The sequence below is a fragment of the Streptomyces yatensis genome, from assembly GCF_018069625.1.
GTDB lineage: Bacteria > Actinomycetota > Actinomycetes > Streptomycetales > Streptomycetaceae > Streptomyces > Streptomyces yatensis.
The window spans coordinates 3,926,093-3,945,360 of sequence record NZ_CP072941.1 but is presented as its reverse complement, the minus strand read 5'-3'; the positions used below and the strand labels follow the sequence as shown (position 1 = coordinate 3,945,360).

The 19,268-nt window shown below is 73.2% G+C and carries 18 protein-coding genes; 11 read left to right on the top strand and 7 right to left on the bottom strand.

Annotation, left to right across the window (positions count from 1 at the left end):
• Nucleotides 1–127 precede the first annotated feature (127 nt).
• Together J8403_RS16000 and J8403_RS15995 are read left to right on the top strand one after the other, a co-directional pair.
• Nucleotides 128–982 carry a PHP domain-containing protein gene (locus J8403_RS16000; RefSeq protein ID WP_211123773.1) on the top strand — a complete coding sequence of 285 codons (855 nt, stop codon included), beginning with the start codon at nucleotides 128–130 and terminating at the stop codon, nucleotides 980–982.
• Between the two features lie 100 nt (nucleotides 983–1,082).
• On the top strand, nucleotides 1,083–1,688 hold the full coding sequence (locus tag J8403_RS15995) for a MarC family protein (protein ID WP_014054731.1): 606 nt from the start codon (nucleotides 1,083–1,085) through the stop codon (nucleotides 1,686–1,688).
• Nucleotides 1,689–1,766: 78 nt separating this feature from the next.
• Here the strand turns inward: J8403_RS15995 and J8403_RS15990 are convergent, their stop codons facing one another.
• Complete coding sequence (locus J8403_RS15990) at nucleotides 1,767–1,919, bottom strand: hypothetical protein (RefSeq protein WP_086708585.1); 153 nt, start codon at nucleotides 1,917–1,919, stop codon at nucleotides 1,767–1,769.
• A 216-nt stretch (nucleotides 1,920–2,135) separates the two neighbouring features.
• Here J8403_RS15990 and J8403_RS15985 point away from each other — a divergent pair, with 216 nt between their 5' ends.
• The gene (locus tag J8403_RS15985; protein WP_211123772.1) at nucleotides 2,136–3,065 is read left to right on the top strand and encodes an NYN domain-containing protein; all 930 of its coding nucleotides are present in this window, start codon (nucleotides 2,136–2,138) and stop codon (nucleotides 3,063–3,065) included.
• Nucleotides 3,066–3,222: 157 nt separating this feature from the next.
• On the opposite strand, the gene J8403_RS15980 is transcribed toward J8403_RS15985, so the two are convergent.
• The gene (locus J8403_RS15980; RefSeq protein ID WP_211123771.1) at nucleotides 3,223–4,089 is read right to left on the bottom strand and encodes an alpha/beta fold hydrolase; all 867 of its coding nucleotides are present in this window, start codon (nucleotides 4,087–4,089) and stop codon (nucleotides 3,223–3,225) included.
• Nucleotides 4,090–4,196: 107 nt separating this feature from the next.
• Nucleotides 4,197–6,599: a DEAD/DEAH box helicase gene (locus tag J8403_RS15975; protein ID WP_246585857.1), complete on the bottom strand. Its 2,403-nt coding sequence runs from the start codon at nucleotides 6,597–6,599 to the stop codon at nucleotides 4,197–4,199.
• A gap of 454 nt (nucleotides 6,600–7,053) precedes the next feature.
• Between J8403_RS15975 and J8403_RS15970 the strand changes: the two genes are divergently transcribed.
• Nucleotides 7,054–7,854 carry a ferritin-like fold-containing protein gene (locus J8403_RS15970; protein ID WP_425519896.1) on the top strand — a complete coding sequence of 267 codons (801 nt, stop codon included), beginning with the start codon at nucleotides 7,054–7,056 and terminating at the stop codon, nucleotides 7,852–7,854.
• A 201-nt stretch (nucleotides 7,855–8,055) separates the two neighbouring features.
• On the opposite strand, the gene J8403_RS15965 is transcribed toward J8403_RS15970, so the two are convergent.
• The 4 genes from J8403_RS15965 to J8403_RS15950 form a co-directional block, all read right to left on the bottom strand.
• A complete protein-coding gene (locus J8403_RS15965; RefSeq protein WP_211123769.1) occupies nucleotides 8,056–8,328 on the bottom strand; it encodes a hypothetical protein in 273 nt (90 codons plus the stop codon).
• Between the two features lie 207 nt (nucleotides 8,329–8,535).
• A complete protein-coding gene (locus J8403_RS15960) occupies nucleotides 8,536–8,763 on the bottom strand; it encodes a DUF3107 domain-containing protein (RefSeq protein ID WP_211123768.1) in 228 nt (75 codons plus the stop codon).
• 239 nt (nucleotides 8,764–9,002) lie between these two features.
• The gene (locus J8403_RS15955) at nucleotides 9,003–9,644 is read right to left on the bottom strand and encodes a TetR/AcrR family transcriptional regulator (RefSeq protein ID WP_211123767.1); all 642 of its coding nucleotides are present in this window, start codon (nucleotides 9,642–9,644) and stop codon (nucleotides 9,003–9,005) included.
• 137 nt (nucleotides 9,645–9,781) lie between these two features.
• The gene (locus J8403_RS15950) at nucleotides 9,782–10,012 is read right to left on the bottom strand and encodes a hypothetical protein (protein ID WP_211123766.1); all 231 of its coding nucleotides are present in this window, start codon (nucleotides 10,010–10,012) and stop codon (nucleotides 9,782–9,784) included.
• Nucleotides 10,013–10,220: 208 nt separating this feature from the next.
• Between J8403_RS15950 and J8403_RS15945 the strand changes: the two genes are divergently transcribed.
• The 7 genes from J8403_RS15945 (at nucleotide 10,221) to moeZ (ending at nucleotide 19,250) form a co-directional block, all read left to right on the top strand.
• Nucleotides 10,221–11,255: an alpha/beta fold hydrolase gene (locus tag J8403_RS15945; RefSeq protein ID WP_211123765.1), complete on the top strand. Its 1,035-nt coding sequence runs from the start codon at nucleotides 10,221–10,223 to the stop codon at nucleotides 11,253–11,255.
• The gene (locus J8403_RS15940; RefSeq protein ID WP_211123764.1) at nucleotides 11,239–12,738 is read left to right on the top strand and encodes a DUF3152 domain-containing protein; all 1,500 of its coding nucleotides are present in this window, start codon (nucleotides 11,239–11,241) and stop codon (nucleotides 12,736–12,738) included. The genes J8403_RS15945 and J8403_RS15940 overlap by 17 nt, the downstream gene beginning before the upstream one ends.
• A 203-nt stretch (nucleotides 12,739–12,941) precedes the next feature.
• Nucleotides 12,942–14,759 (top strand): DUF3492 domain-containing protein, encoded by a 1,818-nt coding sequence (locus J8403_RS15935; protein ID WP_211123763.1) that lies wholly within the window; start codon nucleotides 12,942–12,944, stop codon nucleotides 14,757–14,759.
• On the top strand, nucleotides 14,756–16,066 hold the full coding sequence (locus tag J8403_RS44355; protein ID WP_211123762.1) for a hypothetical protein: 1,311 nt from the start codon (nucleotides 14,756–14,758) through the stop codon (nucleotides 16,064–16,066). The genes J8403_RS15935 and J8403_RS44355 overlap by 4 nt, the downstream gene beginning before the upstream one ends.
• A 112-nt stretch (nucleotides 16,067–16,178) precedes the next feature.
• Nucleotides 16,179–17,231: an SDR family oxidoreductase gene (locus J8403_RS15925; protein WP_211123761.1), complete on the top strand. Its 1,053-nt coding sequence runs from the start codon at nucleotides 16,179–16,181 to the stop codon at nucleotides 17,229–17,231.
• The gene (locus J8403_RS15920) at nucleotides 17,219–17,986 is read left to right on the top strand and encodes a spherulation-specific family 4 protein (protein WP_211123760.1); all 768 of its coding nucleotides are present in this window, start codon (nucleotides 17,219–17,221) and stop codon (nucleotides 17,984–17,986) included. Before J8403_RS15925 ends, J8403_RS15920 begins: the two co-directional genes overlap by 13 nt.
• Nucleotides 17,987–18,071: 85 nt before the next feature.
• Nucleotides 18,072–19,250 carry an adenylyltransferase/sulfurtransferase MoeZ gene (gene moeZ / locus J8403_RS15915; protein WP_211123759.1) on the top strand — a complete coding sequence of 393 codons (1,179 nt, stop codon included), beginning with the start codon at nucleotides 18,072–18,074 and terminating at the stop codon, nucleotides 19,248–19,250.
• Nucleotides 19,251–19,268 lie beyond the last annotated feature (18 nt).

Genomic DNA, 19,268 nt, shown 5'->3' with positions numbered 1-19,268 from the left:
CCGCCGGAGCCTCGCCGCTGGTGGCGGCTCCAGCGCAGGTCAAGGGGGGCTGACCCGGGCATCTCCGGGCGTGGTTATGCTGAGGCGTCCCACCGGTCCGTCCCGAACGCAGCTTGGAGCCCGTGCCGTGCGCATCGATCTGCACACCCACTCCACTGCCTCGGACGGTACGGACACCCCCGCCGAGCTGGTGCGCAATGCCGCCGCCGCGGGGCTGGACGTCGTCGCCCTCACCGACCACGACACCGTCGGCGGCCATGCGGAGGCGACGCGGGCGCTGCCCTCCGGGCTGACCCTGGTCACCGGCGCCGAGCTGTCCTGCCGCCTCAACGGGGTGAGCCTGCACATGCTGGCGTACCTCTTCGACCCGGACGAGCCCGAGCTGGCCGCCGAGCGCGAGCTGGTGCGCGACGACCGGGTGCCCCGGGCCCAGGCGATGGTCGCGAAGCTGCGCGACCTGGACGTGCCGATTACCTGGGAGCGGGTGGCGGAGATCGCCGGGGACGGGGCCGTCGGACGGCCGCACATCGCCACCGCGCTGGTCGAGCTGGGCGTCGTGGAGAGCGTCTCGGACGCCTTCACCCAGGACTGGCTGGCCGACGGCGGCCGGGCGCATGTGGAGAAGCACGAGTCGGACCCCTTCGAGGCGATCCGGCTGATCAAGGGCGCCGGCGGGGTCGCGGTCTTCGCGCATCCGCGGGCCGTCAAGCGAGGCCAGTGCGTTCCCGAGAGCGCGATCGGCGAGCTGGCGGCGGCTGGCCTCGACGGTATCGAGGTCGACCACATGGACCACGACGAGGACACCCGCGCGCGGCTGCGCGGCCTCGCCGCCGAGCTCGGCCTGCTCACCACCGGCTCCAGCGACTACCACGGCAGCCGTAAGACCTGTCGGCTCGGCGAGTACACGACCGACCCCGAGGTCTACGGGGAGATCGTGCGCCGCGCGACCGGGGCCTTCCCGGTGCCGGGCGCGGGCGGCTGAGCGCGCCCCTCCTGCTCCCACCTCACCTTCTTCCGCTTCCCCCCATTTCCCGTACCGCATCAGCGGCGCACCGCTGCCCGTCCCCGCAAGGCCATTCACCGTGTTCGACGTCGCCGTCTTCGGCTCCCTCTTCCTCACCCTGTTCGTGATCATGGACCCGCCGGGCATCACACCCATCTTTCTCGCGCTGACCTCGGGCCGTCCGGCCAAGGTGCAGCGCAGGATGGCGGGCCAGGCCGCGGCCGTCGCCTTCGGTGTCATCGCCGTCTTCGGCATCGGCGGTCAGCAGATCCTCGACTATCTGCATGTCTCCGTCCCCGCGCTGATGATCGCGGGCGGGCTGCTGCTCCTGCTGATCGCGCTCAGTCTGCTGACCGGTAAGAGTGACGAGCCGAGCCAGACCAAGGACGTCAATGTGGCGCTCGTCCCGCTCGGTATGCCGCTGCTGGCCGGGCCGGGCGCGATCGTCTCGGTGATCCTCGCCGTCCAGCACGCGCCCGGGCTCGCCGATCAGGTGGCGGTGTGGTCCGCGATCGTGGCCATGCACGTCGTGCTGTGGCTCACCATGCGCTACTCGCTGCTGATCATTCGCGTGATCAAGGAAGGGGGAGTGGTGCTGGTCACCCGGCTGTCCGGGATGATGCTCTCCGCCATCGCGGTCCAGCAGATCATCAACGGGGTCCTCCAGGTGGCCCATACCGCCTGACATCACACAAGCGCCCCCGTACCGTCGCGGTACGGGGGCGCTGAACGCTCTGTGCTGCTGGCGGAGGGCCTTACGGCACTACCGGGCTGCGGTCTCGGCTGGGCGGATGTAGATGCGCTGACCGATAGCGGCGGCCTGCTGCACGATCCGGTTGACGGAGGCGGCGTCTACGACGGTGCTCTCGATGGCACTGCCATCGACATCGTCAAGGCGCATGATCTCGAAGCGCAAGTGGCTTCTCCCTTCGTCTGATCCTCCTGAAGGAGAACTGATGTGTACGGAGCCGCGCAGCGTCGCTGCCGCGCCCTCCTGTACGTGTTCAACGAGAGGGTCCCCCAAAAACATTCCCTACGCTAATAAAATTTTTTCGCAGCCTAAGTATCTGCTGGTGACCAGGGCGGGGTCCGGTTGTGCCCCTCACGCGGCCGCCCGGAGAATGAACCGCGTATGAGTGAAGCGATGCCTCCGGGCCAACCAGACCTCGCCTCGATCGTCACGGGCATCGAGCGCACCAACGAGCTGCTGCAGCGCGTGCTCGCCGAGGTCGCGACCACGCCCTCGACGCACGCGATCTTCGTGGACGCGGGGTATGTCTACGCGGCCGCCGGCCGGCTCGTCGCGGGCACGGAGGACCGCCGCGCGTTCGAGCTGGACGCCGAGGGGCTCATCGAGGCGTTCATCGACAAGGCGCGCACGATCTTCCCGGACAGCAGGCTGCTGCGCGTCTACTGGTTCGACGGCGCCCGGCGCCGGATCCACACCCCGGAGCAGCAGAGCATCGCGGAGCTGCCCGACGTCAAGGTCCGGCTCGGCAACCTCAACGCCAACAACCAGCAGAAGGGCGTCGACTCGCTCATCCGCTCCGACCTGGAATCTCTCGCCCGCCACCGCGCCATCGGCGACGCCGTGCTGATCGGCGGCGACGAGGACCTGGTCTCCGCCGTCGAGGCGGCCCAGGGCTACGGGGCACGCGTGCATCTGTGGGGCATCGAGGCCCTGGACGGGCGCAACCAGGCCGAGCCGCTGCTGTGGGAGGTCGACAGCCAGCGCACCTTCGACCTCGACTTCTGCAAGCCGTACGTCACCCGGCGGGCCACCGGCTACGAGCTGAACGGCGACTCGCCGCTGTGCGGGCCCGCCCCGACCCGGGACGAGGTGCGCTTCGTGGGGGCGCAGATCGCCGCCCAGTGGCTGTCCGCACGCGGCCGCGAGACGCTCGCGGAGCTGCTGCCGGGCCATCCGTATCTGCCCGGCTCCGTGGACCAGGAGCTGCTGATCGACGCGGAGGGGCTGCTGCGGCTCTCGCTGCGTGCCCACGCCGATCTGCGGCGCGCCCTGCGGGATGGCTTCTGGGAGCATCTGCAGGCGCAGTACTGAGCCTTAGGCCTTTCCGGGCGCTTCCGAGCCGCCGTTGGCGGCTTCCGCGCCGCCTTCGGCGCAGCCCGTGTCGCCCGGGCCGCGTCGCTCAGCCCGTGTCGCTCGGGCCGCGTCGCTCGGCCGTGTCGCTCAGCCCGTGTCCCTCGGGCTTCGTCGCTCAGCCCGCGTCGCGCCAGAAGGAGACCAGCGCGTCGGCGGTGGGATGGGCCCGCTCGGTATTGGGGGAGTGTCCGGCGCCCTCGATCACGGTCCGGCGGGCGGCCAGCCGCTTGGCCATCTCGTCGATCAGCGGCACCGGCCAGGCGTAGTCCGACTCGCCGGAGATCACATGGGTACGCAGCCGCAGCGCCGCCAGCTCATCGACCCGGTCCGGCTCATCGGACAGCTGCCGCCCCGTGACGATCAGCTGCTCCGGTACGGTCCCGAGCCAGCGCTGATGCAGGAACTCCGCCACCCCGGGCGGTGTCGCCGCGTCGGCCGCCTCGGGCGGATCCAGCTCGCGCATCGCCTGCCATACGGACTCCATGTCCATCACGGTCAGCGCGTCGATCAGCAGCTTGATCCGGGCACACTGCGGGGCGGAGATGGCCGCCGGGCCGGAACTCATGATCGTCAGTGAGGCGAACGCCCCAGGGTCGCGCAGTACGGCCGCCCGCGCGATCAGCCCGCCGAGCGAATGCCCGAGCAGATGGACCGGGTCCTCGGTCGCCGCGCTCAGGGCGGTGGCCTGCGCGAGCAGGTCCTGGGCCAGCTCGTCCTGGGCGTACGCGGCCTCCTTACGGGGGCCAGGACTCTCGTGCTGCCCCCGCCCGTCGATGGCGACGACCCGGAAGCCGGCCGAGGAGAGCGGCTCCAGCAGCGCGATGAAGTCCTCCTTGCTCCCGGTGAACCCCGGGACCAGCAGGACGGTCCCGCGCGCGGCCGAGGCGGGCCGCGCGTCATGGACGGCGAACTCCCCGCGCGCGGTCCGGAGGCGGTACGCACGGGCGCCCGCGGGCAGTGTGAGAAAGGGCGGCCTGCTCATGGGATGAGGCTATACAGGTCGCGGGAAACGGTACGTGAACGCCCAGGGGCCCGCCCCGCGGTGTCGCGGAACGGGCCCCTGGCCATGCGCTGTGGCGCGGTCGGGCATCAGCCCTCGGCCGCGGCCTCGACGGCCTCGGCAGCCTTGGCGCGGGTCCGGCGCCGGGGCTTGGCGGGCGCGGCCTCGGCCTCGTCCGCCGCCGGTGCCGCCGTGTCGGCCTTCGTGGCCTTGGCGCGGGTCCGGCGCGGCTTGGCGGGGGCCTCGGTGGCCTCCGTCTCCGGCTGTGCGTCGGCGGTGTCGGCCTTGGCGGTGGCGCGGGTGCGGCGCCGGGGCGTGGCCGCCTCGGCGGTGCCCTCGGCCGTCTCCACTGCCGTCTGCGCGGCCTCCGCGGCCTTGGCGCGCGTACGGCGCCGCGGCTTGGCGGCTTCGGCGGCGTCGGTGGCCTCGGCGGTGCCTTCGGCCGTGTCGACAGCGGCCTCCGCGGCCTTCGTGGCCTTGGCGCGGGTGCGCCGCGGCTTGGCGGGGGCCTCGGTGGCCTCCGTCTCCGGCTGTGCGTCGGCGGTGTCGGCCTTGGTGGCGGCGCGGGTGCGGCGCCGGGGCGTGGCCGCCTCGGCGGTGCCCTCGGCCGTCTCCACTGCCGTCTGCGCGGCCTCCGCGGCCTTGGCGCGCGTACGGCGCCGCGGCTTGGCGGGGGCCTCCACGGCCTCCGGCAGTGCCTCGACGGTCTCGACGGCCTTCACCGCGTCCGTCGTGCCCTCGGCCGTTTCCACGGCGGCCTGGGCCGCCTCGGTGGCCTTGGCGCGGGTGCGGCGGCGCGGCTTGGTGGGTGCCTCTACGGCAGCCTCCGTGGCCTCCACCGTCGTCACCGCGGTCGGTGCCGGCTCGACGGCGACGGCGCCCGCGGACTCCTGTGTGGCGCCCTCGGTGCCCTCGGCCGTCTCGACGGCCGCCGTGGCCGCCTCGGCGGTCCTGGCGGCGCCCCGGGTGCGGCGGCGGCGCGGCTTCGCGGCGGCCTCGGCGGCCTCGGTGGGCTCCGCCTCCGGCTGGGCCGCCTCCGCGGTGTCGACGGCGGCCGTGGCCGCCTCGGGGTGGGCCGTCGCCGCACCGCCGCGCGTACGGCGGCGTCGGCGGGGCCGACGGGGCTCGGTGGCACCCTCGGCGGTGTCGGCGGCGGACTCGGCCGCCGCCGCGCCCTCAGGGGCGCCCGTGCCGTCCGTGGACAGACCGCCACGGGTGCGGCGGCGCACCCGGCGGTTGCGCGGGGGGCGCTCCTCGGTGGCCGGGGCGGCGGCCCGGCGGCCGCGGCCACCCCGGCCTCCGGTCTCGCCCAGGTCCTCGATCTCCTCGGCGGCGAGCCCCGCACGGGTGCGCTCACCCCGCGGGAGCACACCGGTGGTGCCCTCGGGGATGTTCAGCAGCTCGAAGAGGTGCTCGGAGGTGGAGTAGGTCTCCTCCGGCTCGTGGAACGCCAGGTCCAGCGCCTTGTTGATCAGCTGCCAGCGCGGGATGTCGTCCCAGTCGACGAGCGTGATCGCGATACCCGAGGCGCCCGCGCGGCCCGTACGGCCGATGCGGTGCAGATAGGTCTTCTCGTCCTCGGGCGACTGGTAATTGATCACATGCGTGACGCCCTCGACGTCGATGCCGCGCGCGGCGACGTCGGTGCACACCAGCACGTCGACCTTGCCGTTGCGGAAGGCGCGCAGAGCCTGCTCGCGCGCTCCCTGGCCGAGGTCGCCGTGGACCGCGCCGGAGGCGAAGCCTCGGCGCGCGAGCTGATCGGCGATGTCGGCGGCGGTCCGCTTCGTACGGCAGAAGATCATCGCGAGGCCGCGGCCCTCGGCCTGCAGGACCCGCGCCACGACCTCCGGCTTGTCCAGGGAGTGGGCGCGGAAGACATGCTGGGTGATGTTGGCCACGGTCGCGCCCTCGTCGTCCGGCGCGGTGGCCCGGATGTGCGTGGGCTGCGACATGTAGCGCCGGGCCAGCGAGATGACCTGGCCCGGCATGGTGGCCGAGAAGAGCATCGTCTGGCGTTTGGCGGGCAGCAGCTGGATGATCTTCTCGACGTCGGGCAGGAAGCCCAGGTCGAGCATTTCATCGGCCTCGTCCAGGACGAGCGCCTTGACGGAGGAGAGCCGCAGCTTCTTCTGGCCCGCCAGGTCCAGCAGCCGGCCCGGGGTGCCGACGACCACGTCGACGCCCTTCTTCAGGGCCTCGACCTGCGGTTCGTAGGCGCGGCCGCCGTAGATCGACAGGACGCGGACCGCGCGGACCTTACCGGCGGTCAGAAGGTCGTTGGTCACCTGCTGGCACAGCTCGCGGGTGGGGACGACCACGAGCGCCTGCGGGGCGTCGGTCAGCTGCTCGGGCTTGGCCCGGCCCGCCTCGACGTCCGCGGAGACGACAACGCGCTCCAGCAGGGGCAGGCCGAAGCCCAGCGTCTTGCCGGTGCCGGTCTTCGCCTGGCCGATGACGTCGGTGCCGGAGAGGGCAACCGGAAGCGTCATCTCCTGGATGGGGAACGGGGACGTGATGCCGACGGCTTCCAGGGCCTCGGCCGTCTCGGGGAGGATCCCGAGTTCTCGGAAAGTGGTCAGGATGCTTGCCTCTTCTGTGAGACGCGGCGAGAAGCGGCGAAGGGGGTCGCACGGCGCCCGGGTGCACCGGCCTTGGGGATGGCCGGTTCGGCGCGGGACCACGGCCTTCGCTCGAGCGCTCACGCCGCGAGCGGGTCCCTCCTGCCGTGCGCATAGGTGATGCGCGCCGCGCGGAGGGCGGTCGGGTTTGGAGCCGATCGGGCCACCGACCGGGCATCCGCATTCGTGGAACAACCCGCCGATACTCGACGGGCGCATTTATCACTGTACCCCGGAAGCACGCATCTGTGACCGGGCAGTCCGATGCGGGGCATCCATGGGCATGGCTGACCAGGGCCTTCCCCGTGGCGCGGAGCGGGCTATTGTGCGCTCCATGGAGACGCCTGACACGCCTGAGACGCCCGCCGGGGACCACGCCGGGGACCACGCAGCTTCGGGGGAGGGCAGCGGGGAGAAGGCCCCGGAGCCCACCGGGATCGCCGCCCAGAACTGGGACACGGCGGCCGCCGATCCGCAGTACCGGGCCGCCGTGGTGGATCTGCTCGGCGCCCTCGCCTACGGCGAGCTGGCCGCCTTCGAGCGGCTGGCGGAGGACGCCAAGCTGGCGCCCACCCTCGAGGACAAGGCGGAGCTGGCGAAGATGGCGTCCGCCGAGTTCCACCACTTCGAGCGGCTCCGGGGCCGGCTCTCGGCGGTCGGCGAGGAGCCGACGGCGGCGATGGAGCCGTTCGCGGCCGCCCTGGACGGGTTCCACCGCCAGACCGCGCCGTCCGACTGGCTGGAGGGTCTGGTCAAGGCGTACGTGGGCGACTCGATCGCCAGTGACTTCTACCGCGAGGTCGCGGCCCGGCTGGATTCCGACACCCGCGATCTGGTGCTCCAGGTGCTCGACGACACCGGGCACGCCTCGTTCGCGATCGAGAAGGTGCGTGCCGCGATCGAGGCCGATCCGCGGGTCGGCGGGCGGCTGGCGCTGTGGGCGCGGCGGCTGATGGGCGAGGCGCTGTCGCAGGCCCAGCGGGTGGTCGCGGACCGCGACGCGCTCTCCACGATGCTGGTCGGCGGGTTGGCGGACGGCTTCGACCTGGCGGAGGTGGGCCGGATGTTCTCACGGATCACCGAGGCCCACACCAAGCGGATGGCCGCCCTGGGGCTCGCCGCCTAGACCCTTACGGCGGATCTTCGCGCCTGTGACCTCGGCGACGGCTGACGCCGCGGGGCCCGCGGCGTCCGGAGCAGGGGCGCCTCCCAGGGGGCGCCCCTGGCGGTATCCGGAAGCACCGTGTCAGGCGCCGCGGGCCCGGGGCGCTGCCGGGCCGGGCCTACGCAGTGACCGGACGGTGCCTACGCCGTGACCTGACAGGGCCTACGCCGTGACCGACCGTCCGCGGCGCGTCCTGGCGGGGCGGATGAGCAGCGACAGCAGGGCCGCGGCGAAGCCGAGCGCGACGAGCAGCACCGGCGCCGTGTGCCCGGAGCCCAGCACCGTATGGGTCAGCAGGGCGCCCAGCAGCGCGGCGGCGGGGCCGGTGGCCAGGACGAGGCGCCGCGCGGGCAGCCTTCGGGGGAGCCGGTGGAGCGCCCCGTACGCGATGACGAGACCGATCAGTACCGAGGCGAGCGCTTCCCAGAACAGCATTGGCGCGTCCTTCCCGTAAGCGGATCGGAACCGACACGTGATCACGCGCCGGTCGGACCCGTCCTACCCGCGCCCGACCGGGGGCAACCCTGCCCACGGGGGCGGTCTGTGGTGCCCGGCGTGCCGGGGGCGTGCGAGCGCGCGCACAAACAGCGGCGGGGTTTGGTGGAACATTCCACCAAACCCCGCCGCTGTCGGCTGAATACGTCAGGCCGCGCCGAAACCGACCTTACGGGCGCTCGGCTCGCCGAGCTCGATGTAGGCGAGCCGGTCGGCCGGGACCAGGACCTTGCGGCCGTGGCTGTCCTCCAGGATCAGCACCTGAGCCTTGCCGCCGAGCGCCTCGGACACCAGGCGCTCGACCTCCTCGGCAGACTGCCCGCTCTCCAAGGTGATCTCGCGGGGCGCGTGCTGCACGCCGATCTTGACCTCCACGGCCTTGTCCCTCCGACGGTCAATTGGGGTAGCGCGGCCATCCGCGCTGTACCCAGCACACACTAGCCGTGCCGGGACACCCGCCGGGGGCCGCGGGCGCACGCCAGAAGCGAACACGCCCGCCGCCGCGAACACGCCCCCTCGCGCCCCCGAGCGCTCAGGGGGCCTGAGCGCTCGCGGCACCGCGGCCTCGCGCCCGTTCGTGCCCGCGCGTGGCCGGAAATGGCGCCCCCCGTCGCTCAGTGGCCGCCTTCGGCCCCGTGCAGCGGGAAGCCCGCGATACCGCGCCAGGCCAGCGAGGTGAGCAACTGCACAGCGGACTCCCGCGGCACCTCGCTCTCGCTGGAGAGCCAGTAGCGCGCGACCACCTGGGAGATCCCGCCGAGGCCCACGGCCAGCAGCATCGATTCGTCCTTGGACAGCCCGGTGTCCTCGGCGATGACCTCGCTGATCGCCTCGGCGCACTGCAGCGAGACGCGGTCCACGCGCTCGCGCACCGCGGGCTCGTTGGTCAGATCGGACTCGAAGACGAGCCGGAAGGCGCCGCCTTCCTCCTCGACGTAGGCGAAGTACGCCTCCATGGTCGCCGCGACGCGCTGCTTGTTCTCGGTGGTCGAGGCGAGCGCGGTGCGCACCGCGTGCAGCAGGGACTCGCAGTGCTGGTCGAGCAGGGCCAGATAGAGCTCCAGCTTGCCCGGGAAGTGCTGGTAGAGCACCGGCTTGCTGACCCCGGCACGCTCGGCGATGTCATCCATCGCGGCCGCGTGGTAGCCCTGGGCCACGAAGACCTCCTGAGCGGCCCCCAGGAGCTGATTACGTCGGGCTCGGCGCGGAAGGCGCGTACCCCGTGGGCGCGCCTCGGTCTGCTCGATGGCTGTCACGCCGCCTCCCAATGAATGATCCCTATGCACGATGTCCATCGCGTCCGCCATCGTACTTTTCGGTAACAGCGCGGCGCGCGGTTCGTGCGGAGAATTTCACGGACCGGACTCTATGAAAAGCCCACAAATGACGCAGGTCATCGGTAGTCCTCCTCGTTCACCTCGACCACCCGGGCCTGTTCCGCGCGGTCGGCCTCGTTGGCTTCCACGAACTCGTCCGTCCTGGGCCGTTCGTCGCGGTGGGCGATCACCTCCCGATGTTGTTCGGCGGCGTCCGCCTCGGGAGCCTCGACGTCGTACACGACGGTCTCATCGGTGTTCTCGACGGCGTCCTCGAAGGTGTCGGGGTCGGTTGGGTCGATGGACATGTACTCCCCTTCCCTGTGCCCTGTGGCGGCTGCCACTGACGGCCACCCGTGGTGGCCTCCTACTGACGGCTTACCCACTGGCGACTACCCAGGGGCGAGGCGATCGCCCCTGTGACTTACGAGCCTAGGAGAGGTCACTTTCGGACGCTACGCGGTCTGTGAGCGTGAACACACGGTCGCGCGCGTGATCGTCTCGTAACATTGGCGCATGTCTTCGACCGAGCCGCCGGAAGCCCGCATCGTCGCGGCGGTGCCGCCCGCGAGGTCCGTGCGGGTCGGAGCGGGTGAGAAGCTGCGGACCGCCTCCCTTCCGGGGCTCACGATGACCGTGCGCTGCCGTCCGCCGGCCACCTCCGGGCTGCCGCCCGCGCTCTTCGTGCACGGCCTCGGCGGCTCCTCGCAGAACTGGTCGGCGCTGATGGAGCTGCTCGCCGACCGGGTGGAGGGCGAGGCGCTCGACCTCCCCGGCTTCGGCGACTCCCCGCCGCCGGACGACGGCAACTACTCCATAACGGCCCACGCCCGTGCCGTGATCCGCTATCTCGACGCGCAGGACCGCGGGCCCGTCCATCTGGTCGGCAATTCGATGGGCGGCGCGATCGCCACGCGCGTCGCCGCGGTGCGGCCGGATCTGGTGCGCACCCTCACTCTCGTCTCGCCCGCGCTGCCCGAGCTGCGCCCGCAGCGCACGGCGGTGCCGACCGGTCTGCTCGCGGTGCCCGGGGTGACCCGGCTGTTCACCCGCATGACGAGGGACTGGGATGCCGAGCGGCGCACCCGCGAAGTGATGTTCCTCACTTTCGGTGACCCGTCTCTTGTCAGCCGGGAGGACTTCGCCTACGCGGTCGAGGAGTTCGAGCGACGGCTCGCCCTCCCGTATTTCTGGGACGCGCTGAGCCGCTCGGCACGCGGTGTCGTCGACTCGTACACCCTCGGCGGCCAGCACTCTCTGTGGCGTCAGGCCGAGCGGGTGCTCGCCCCGACGCTCCTCGTCTACGGCGGCCGCGACCAACTGGTGTCCCTGAGGATGGCGCAGCGGGCGAACGCCACCTTCCGCGACTCGCGTCTGCTGACGCTGTTGGACGCCGGGCATGTGGCGATGATGGAGTATCCCGAAGCGGTGGCGCGCGGGATGCGCGAGCTGCTCGATGGCGTTGAAGAACGAGATGACCGGGACAGCCGGAAGGCGCGGGGGGCCGTACCGGCGTCCGGTGCGGACGGGAGCGGTGCGGCGCGTGGGTAAACACAGCGCACGTGGCAGCCAGGAGGGCCGGGAACGCCGGTCCGCGGCGGCGGGCTCCGGACAGGGGCGAGGCTCGGGCCCCGAGTTCGTCGAGCACATCGCATCCGGCGAGGCCCAGGAGGACGACAGACCGGGCAGCGGACGGCGCCGCGCCGCGGCGGGGCCGGGCGCCATGGATCCCGGTGTGACCCCGCCGCAGGGCGTGCCGAGGCTGCCCTACGGAGTGGGCGGCCCCGCGGCGCGCACCAGGGGCGGTCATCCCGAGCAGCGCGAGGCGGGCGGCGGCTGGGGCGCGGTCGGTGGCCGCGGCGGCGGCCCGGGCGGGGGCAGGGGCCCCGGCGGTCCCGGCGGCCAGCGACCCCCTTACGGCATGCGCACCATGAACCCGCCGCAGCGCCCGACCACGGGCGGCACGGGCGGCGCGGCCGGTCTGATGCCCGGCCCCCGCAAGGAGTACGTCGAGGCGTTCGACACCCCCGACGCCCTGGACTGCGACGGCGATGACGTCTTCGCCGCGGGGGCGCCGGGCGGAGTTCCCCCGCAGCGCCGTACGCAGCGGGCGGCCACCCCCTCCGACGGGATCGGCGGCGGCTCCGGCGGCGACGGCGGGAGCGGACCGGACGACGACGGGACGGGCCCCGCGGGCAAGGGGGCGCGCGGCGTCACCAAGAGCGGTAAGGGGCGCACCTTCACCGGTGTCGCCGCCGCGGCCGTGACCACCGTGCTGGCCGTCGTGGTGGCCGGACAGGTCGCGAGCGGACCGCACAGCGGCGGTAAGGCGCAGGCCCGGGGCGGCCCGGAGCGCGGCGACGCCGACGCCCGCGGCGCCCGCGCCGACGACGGCCGCGGGGCGGCCCGTTCGGCGGGCCCGGCGGCCCCCGTCACCTACGACGCGAAGATGGCGACCGTCTTCCCGCTCGACGCCAAGCTGCGCGGCTCCGGCTCCTTCCAGGCCGTCGGCGGGCACGACAAGGCCCCCGGCCGGGGCCAGGTGATGCGCTACCGCGTCGATGTGGAGAAGGGACTGCCGCTCGACGGCGAGCTGTTCGCCGAGGCCGTGCACAAGACGCTCAACGACGACCGCAGTTGGGGGCACGGCGGCGTTCGCACCTTCGAGCGGGTCTCGTCCGGCCATGCGGACTTCGTCATCACCCTCGCGAGTCCCGGGACCACGGCGGCGTGGTGCGCCAAGTCCGGCCTGGACACCACCGAGGACAACGTCTCCTGCGACTCGGCGTCCACCGAGCGCGTCATGATCAATGCCTATCGGTGGGCGCAGGGCGCCAAGACCTATGGCGACGACAAGATGCACCTGTACCGCCAGATGCTCATCAACCACGAGGTCGGCCACCGTCTCGGGCACAACCACGAGATCTGCTCCAAGCAGGGCGCGCTGGCGCCGGTGATGATGCAGCAGACCAAGTTCCTGTCGACGGACGGCGCCACCTGCCGGCCCAACGCCTGGCCGTTCCCCAAGGGCTGACGGCCCCGCACCGGCCCATATAGCGCGTCGCAACGCCTGAATCCCCGATAGGTCACGTGCGTTCACCCCTTCCGGTGGTGCGACGGACAACCGTCCGTCGCACCGGGGCTCTGCGCGCATAACGTGCTCCCGCTGCCTGACGGCGGCCGCCGCCGGTGACGGCGGCAGTTCGACGGCCCGTTTGGGAGATCGGGGGTGCGCTCATGCGCGTAGGACTGCTTACGGAGGGTGGCTATCCGTATGCGACCGGTGATGCGCGGGTGTGGTGCGACCGGCTGGTGCGCGGGCTCGCCCAGCATGAGTTCGAGGTGTACGCGCTCAGCCGCGGCCCCGGCCAGGAGGCCGGAGGCTGGGGCGATCTGCCGCGCCACGTCGGCCCGGTGCGCACCGCGCCGCTGTGGGGAGAGCCGGAGCGCCGGCGGGGCGGGCGGGGCGGCCGTCGGCAGCGGCGGCGGTTCGCCGAGCACTTCGGGGAGCTGGCCGCGGCGATCAGCGCGCCCTACGGTTCCGGCGCGCCCCATGGATCCGGTGTGCCCGGCCGCTCCACTGCCGAGGCGGACCGTTTCGCCAATGGTCTCCACGGCCTCGCGGACCTCGCCGGGGAGTACGGCGGACTGTCCGCCGCGCTCCGCTCCGAGGACGCGTTGAGGACGCTGGAGCGGGCCTGCCGCACCCTCGGGGCGCCCCACGGCACGCACCAGGTGCGGGTCGCCGATCTGCTGACCGTCACCGAGGCGCTGGAGCGCGCGCTGCGCCCGCTGTCGCTCGACTGGTACGGCGACGGCGCCGGAGGCGATCCGGGACTGTCCGGAGTGGATCTGTGCCACGCCGCGACCGGCGGCGCGGCCGTGCTCCCCGGGCTGCTGGCCAAGCGCCGCTTCGGCACACCGCTGCTGCTCACCGAGTACGGCGTACGGCTGCGCGAGTGCTATCTGGCGGGCGCGGCCGGCGCTGCGGGCAGCCCGCTCCCCGGGCCCGTACGAACCCTGCTGACCGGGTTCCACGGCCGGCTGGCCGCCGAGGCGTACGCCCGGGCGGATCTGATCACCCCGGGCAATACGCATACGCGCCGCTGGCAGGAGCGGTGCGGCGCCGAGCGGGAGCGGCTGCGCACCGTCTACCCGGGGATGGACGCCGCCCGCTTCGCGGAGGTCGGCGAGCAGGGCGCGGCCCCGTCCGGCGGCGACGACCGGACGCTGGTGTGGGTGGGCCGGATCGAGCCCTCCAAGGACGTCATCGCCCTGCTGCACGCCTTCGCGGAGGTGCGCAGGTGGCAGCCGGACGCCCGGCTGAGGATCATCGAGACCCGGCGCGGCGAGGATCCGGCTACGGACGGCTATCCGGCCCACTGCCGGGCGCTGGCCGAGCATCTCTTCCCCGACGAGGCGGCGGACGCCCACTCCGCCGGTGACAACCCGGTCTCCTTCGAGCGGCTCGGCGACCCCGAGGTGCCGACCCTGGCCGACGCCTATGGGGCCGGCGGCATCGTGGTGCTGTCCAGCGTGGTCGAGGGCTTCCCGGTCGGGCTGGTCGAGGCGATGTTCTGCGGCCGGGCCACGGTGTCCACGGATGTGGGCGCGGTGTGCGAGGTCATCGGCGGCACCGGGCTCGTGGTGCCCCCGCGCAATCCCCGGGCGCTCGCGGACGCGTGCCTGGCGATGCTGGGCGACCCCGAGCGCTGTGCGCGCCTGGGCGCCGCCGCGCGCGCCCGTGCGCTGGAGCTCTTCACCGTGGAGCAGAACGTCGCGGCCTTCCGTGGCATCTATCTGGAGCTGATGTCGCACTGCCCGGTGCGGCGCGAGGAGGTCGGTGAGGGCGGCGGGCCGCTGCCGTTCGCCCGCCCCGCCGAGGCCCATGTCCCGGGGCGCTGGACCGCGGGCCGCGACGGCGACGGCTTCGGCCACTGGCTGCCCGGCCCGCTCGCCTCCCGCTCCACCCCGGAACACACCCCCACCTGGGCCGGCCCACCGCCGCGTGAGCCGCTGGGCGTGGGCCCGCGGCCGTCCGAGGAGGGCGCATGACCACGCCTCCCCGGTGGAACGGCCCGTTCGGTCCGGCCTCCTCCGACCGTGGCCTCGGCGCCCTGTCCGAGGTCCGGGTGCCGGTCTCCCGGCGGCCGGACGAGGCCTCCGCGCGCACCGGCGCCGGAAGGGGACAGGGGAAGGGGCGGCGGGGGCCCGCCGATCCGGTGCGGGCGCTGATGCACCACCACCACGACCTGTGCGCCCGCGCCGTCGATCCGCTGGAGATCGCCGCCGGGCTGGAGGCCCACGGTGTGACCGACCGCACCGCCGCGCGCTTCCGGCACCGCGATGTCTTCTCGCTCGCCGAGGAGTTGTACGCCCGGGTGCCGCGCGCCGAGGAGCCCGCACCCCCGGCCGCCCCCGCGCCGGGGCGCGCGCTCGCGGCGCGCATCGCGCTCGGGGCGCTGTGGCTGCTGCCGGGCGCCCTGTGCGCGGCGGCCGCCTCCGCCGCCCTCCGCGTCGATGCCATCCGTAAGGACGCCACCGTCGGCCTCGCCGTGGGCGCGGGCGGCGCCGCCCTGACGGTCATCGCCCTGTGGCTGTGCCTGCGCCGCGGGCCCCTGCGCGTCCATGGGCGCGGACGAGGGGGCCGTATCGCGTACGCCCTCGGCACCGGCTGGCTCCTCGGCTACGCCGCCGTCGGGGACTGGCTGCTCACCGGGCTCCTCGACGGCCGCCGCCCCTACGAAGCGGTGCCCGCGACGCAGACCGCCGTCCTCCTCGCCCTGGCCGTCGCGCCCGCCGCGTGGTGTGCCCGCTGGTTCGCCGTAAGGGCGCGCCGCAGGCTGGCGGTCAGCCGTGGTCTCGAGGAGTTCGCGGCGGGGGTGCGCCCGCTGTTCGCGGGTGTGGTGACGGCCTTCCTGTGCGCTCTGGCGGGCCTGGTGCTCGCGGCCCGGCTGGCCGTGCCCGGATCACCTCCCGTCGCCACGCCGCCCTCGATGGCCGAGACGGCCGTCCTGGCCCTCTGCGGGCTGCTGTTCCTCGCCCGGCTGCTCGCCGTCCACGGCTTCCGCAGAGCAGCGCTGATCGGCACCGCCGTGGCCTGTGCGGTCCAGGCCGTGGCCCTGGCGACGGCCGCGGCCGCCCGGCTGCCGGGCGCCGCGCCGCTCGGCGCGCCCGTGGCCCGGCTGACCGCCGCCCAGGGCGCGGCCGCCATCCCCGTGGCCGCCTGCGGCGCCGCCGCGCTCGCGCTGCTGATCCACGCGTTCGGCGCCCTGTGCCGGGCCTCCGCCCACGGCGGCCCCGGCGCGCGTACCGCCCGTACCGCCCCTGCCACCGGCACCGCCCCGAACCGCGCCCCGTAAGGCGCCCACCGAACCCGCCACCCCCCGTCCTTCCCCCTTAAATGAGTCCGAGGAGCAACCACATGAGCTGCGACACGACCGATCAGCGTGCCCGCACGGGGAGGCGCGAGCGATGAGAGTCCTGTTGCTCGGATCCGGCGGATTTCTCGGCCGCTATGTCGCCGAACACCTGCTTGCCGACCCCGCTGTCCAGCTCACCGCGCTCGGGCGCGGCGATGACGCCGATGTGCGGTTCGACCTGTCCAACGGCAGCCCCGGGGCGCTCACCCGCTTCCTCAACGCGGTCCACCCCGGCGTCGTGATCAACTGCGCCGGGGCGACCCGCGGCGGGGCGCGCGAGCTCACCCGGCACAACACCGTCGCCGTGGCGACCGTCTGCGAGTCGCTGCGCCGCAGCGGCTGCGGCGCCCGCCTGGTCCAGATCGGCTGCTCCGCCGAGTACGGGCCCTCGCAGCCCGGCTCCTCGACCGCCGAGGACGCCGTGCCGCGCCCCGGCGGCCCGTACGGCGTGAGCAAGCTCGCCGCGACCGAGCTGGTGCTGGGCTCCGGTCTTGACGCGGTGGTGCTGCGGGTCTTCTCGCCCGTGGGGCCCGGCACTCCGGCCGGTTCGCCGCTGGGGCGGCTGGCCGAGGCGATGCGGCGCGCGATGCAGTCCGGGGAGAGCGAGCTCAAGCTGAGCGGCCTCGGCGTGCAGCGCGACTTCGTGGACGTACGGGACGTGGCGCGGGCGGTCCACGCGGCCTCGCTGTCGGCCGCGCAGGGTGTCGTCAACATCGGCAGCGGGCGCGCCGTACGGCTCCGCGAGGCGGCCTCCGTGCTCGCCAGGGTCGCGGGCTTCGGCGGCGCCCTGCACGAGATCGACGGCCCGCCTGGGCGCGTCCCGGCCGCCGCCGGCCATATCCCGGCGCCCGCCCACCCCCATGGCACGGCCCACGCCCATGCCACCGCCCACGGCCACGCGCCCGCTCACCCCCAGACGGCGGGCGAGCACGGCGGCGTCCCGGCAGGCTCCGGCAACGCGACCACCTTTCCCTACCCGGACGGCTGCGGCAGCTGGCAGCAGGCCGATGTGCGCACCGCCCGCGACCGGCTCGGCTGGCGCTCCCGGATCCCGCTGGAGGAGTCCCTCGCCGACATCTGGATGGAGGCGGCATGTCGCATCTGATCCCCGCGGGCCCCTCGCAGGACGCCCCGGCCACCGCCGACCGGCTGGGCTTCGGCGTGCCCGGCTACGCCCACCCCCTGGTCGCGCCCACCGAGTGGGCCGAGCTCACCCGCCCCGGCACGCCCCTGCACTGGGCCGTCCTCAACGTCTCCCGCGGCCCCGGCACCAGCCGGGATCCGCACTGCCTTACGGCGGCGTCGAGGCTGCGCGCCACGGGCGTACGAGTGCTGGGCCACCTCGATCTGCGGTGCGGCACCCGGCCCTTCGGCGAGCTGATCAGTGACGCGAACCACTTCCTGGACTGGTACCAGGTGGACGGCTTCTGTCTGGACCGCTGCCCGGTGGACCGCCCCGGTCTGCCGGACGTCCGCCGCACGGTGGCCACGCTGCGGGCGCTGCTGGGCGGGGCGTATCTGGTCCTCGGCCAGGGCATCCACCCGCATGAGGGCTATATGGAGCTCGCCGATCAGCTGGTGACCTTCCGGGGGTCGTGGGCGGACTACCGTTGGTCCCAGGTGGCCGAGTGGACGGCGGGCTATCCGCCCGAACGGTTCTGCCACCAGGTGCACGGCGTCCCCCGCCGTCACCTCGAGGAAGCGCTGAGGATCGCCCGCTGGCAGGGCGCGGGCACGATCTACTTCACCGACCGTACGGCGCATCCTGAGGGGCGGACCTGCGCGGATGCCCCCTGGAAGGCCCTGCCCGGCTACTGGGACGAAATCGTCTCGCGACTCGGACCACGTGTCATGGAATGAGATGGGGCGTGGCAGTGTTACGAGAAGAAAACCTCCCCGCTCACGCGGGGGTGAACCGTTTGCTCCCTTCCCTTACGGAGTCCCCGTGTCGCTGCCACCGCTGGTCGAGCCGGCTTCCGAGCTCACCGTCGACGAGGTCCGCAGGTACTCACGCCATCTGATCATCCCGGATGTCGGGATGGACGGGCAGAAGCGGCTGAAGAACGCCAAGGTGCTCTGTGTGGGCGCGGGCGGCCTCGGCTCTCCGGCCCTGATGTACCTCGCCGCGGCCGGCGTGGGCACCCTCGGCATCGTGGAGTTCGACGAGGTCGACGAGTCCAACCTGCAGCGCCAGATCATCCACAGCCAGTCGGACATCGGCCGCCCCAAGGCGGAGTCCGCCCGTGACTCGGTCCTCGGCATCAACCCGTACGTCAACGTCGTGCTGCACGAGGGCCGCCTCGAGGCGGACAACGTGATGGAGATCTTCTCCCAGTACGACCTGATCGTGGACGGCACCGACAACTTCGCCACCCGCTATCTGGTCAACGACGCGTGCGTGCTGCTGAACAAGCCGTACGTCTGGGGTTCGATCTACCGCTTCGACGGCCAGGCGTCGGTCTTCTGGTCCGAGCACGGCCCCTGCTACCGCTGCCTGTACCCGGAGCCCCCGCCCCCCGGCATGGTCCCGTCCTGCGCCGAGGGCGGCGTGCTGGGCGTGCTGTGCGCCTCCATCGGCTCGATCCAGGTCACCGAGGCCATCAAGGTGCTCACCGGCACCGGGGACCCGCTGGTCGGGCGTCTGATGATCTACGACGCCCTGGAGATGACCTACCGCCAGGTCAAGGTCCGCAAGGACCCCGACTGCGCGGTCTGCGGTCCGAACCCGACCGTCACCGAGCTGATCGACTACGAGGCGTTCTGCGGTGTGGTGTCGGAGGAGGCCCAGGAGGCGGCCGCCGGTTCGACGATCACTCCCAAGCAGCTCAAGGAGTGGATCGACGACGGCGAGAGCATCGACATCATCGATGTCCGCGAGCCGAACGAGTACGAGATCGTCTCGATCCCCGGCGCCCGGCTGATCCCGAAGAACGACTTCCTGATGGGCGGCGCCCTCCAGGACCTGCCGCAGGACAAGAAGATCGTCTTGCATTGCAAGACGGGTGTCCGGTCGGCGGAGGTCCTGGCCGTCCTGAAGTCCGCGGGCTTCTCCGACGCCGTCCATGTGGGCGGCGGCGTGATCGGCTGGGTCAATCAGATCGAGCCCGACAAGCCGGTCTACTGATCTCCTGACGCACCGCGC

Bases quoted from the DNA above. Each gene is read 5' to 3' on its own strand.
- J8403_RS15920 (WP_211123760.1), top strand. From the start codon at position 17,219: ATGTCGCATCTGATCCCCGCGGGCCCCTCGCAGGACGCCCCGGCCACC.
- J8403_RS15925 (WP_211123761.1), top strand. From the start codon at position 16,179: ATGAGAGTCCTGTTGCTCGGATCCGGCGGATTTCTCGGCCGCTATGTC.
- J8403_RS15965 (WP_211123769.1), bottom strand. From the start codon at position 8,328: ATGCTGTTCTGGGAAGCGCTCGCCTCGGTACTGATCGGTCTCGTCATC.
- J8403_RS44355 (WP_211123762.1), top strand. From the start codon at position 14,756: ATGACCACGCCTCCCCGGTGGAACGGCCCGTTCGGTCCGGCCTCCTCC.
- J8403_RS15945 (WP_211123765.1), top strand. From the start codon at position 10,221: ATGTCTTCGACCGAGCCGCCGGAAGCCCGCATCGTCGCGGCGGTGCCG.
- J8403_RS15985 (WP_211123772.1), top strand. From the start codon at position 2,136: ATGAGTGAAGCGATGCCTCCGGGCCAACCAGACCTCGCCTCGATCGTC.
- J8403_RS15935 (WP_211123763.1), top strand. From the start codon at position 12,942: ATGCGCGTAGGACTGCTTACGGAGGGTGGCTATCCGTATGCGACCGGT.
- J8403_RS15980 (WP_211123771.1), bottom strand. From the start codon at position 4,089: ATGAGCAGGCCGCCCTTTCTCACACTGCCCGCGGGCGCCCGTGCGTAC.
- J8403_RS15975 (WP_246585857.1), bottom strand. From the start codon at position 6,599: ATGACGCTTCCGGTTGCCCTCTCCGGCACCGACGTCATCGGCCAGGCG.
- J8403_RS15950 (WP_211123766.1), bottom strand. From the start codon at position 10,012: ATGTCCATCGACCCAACCGACCCCGACACCTTCGAGGACGCCGTCGAG.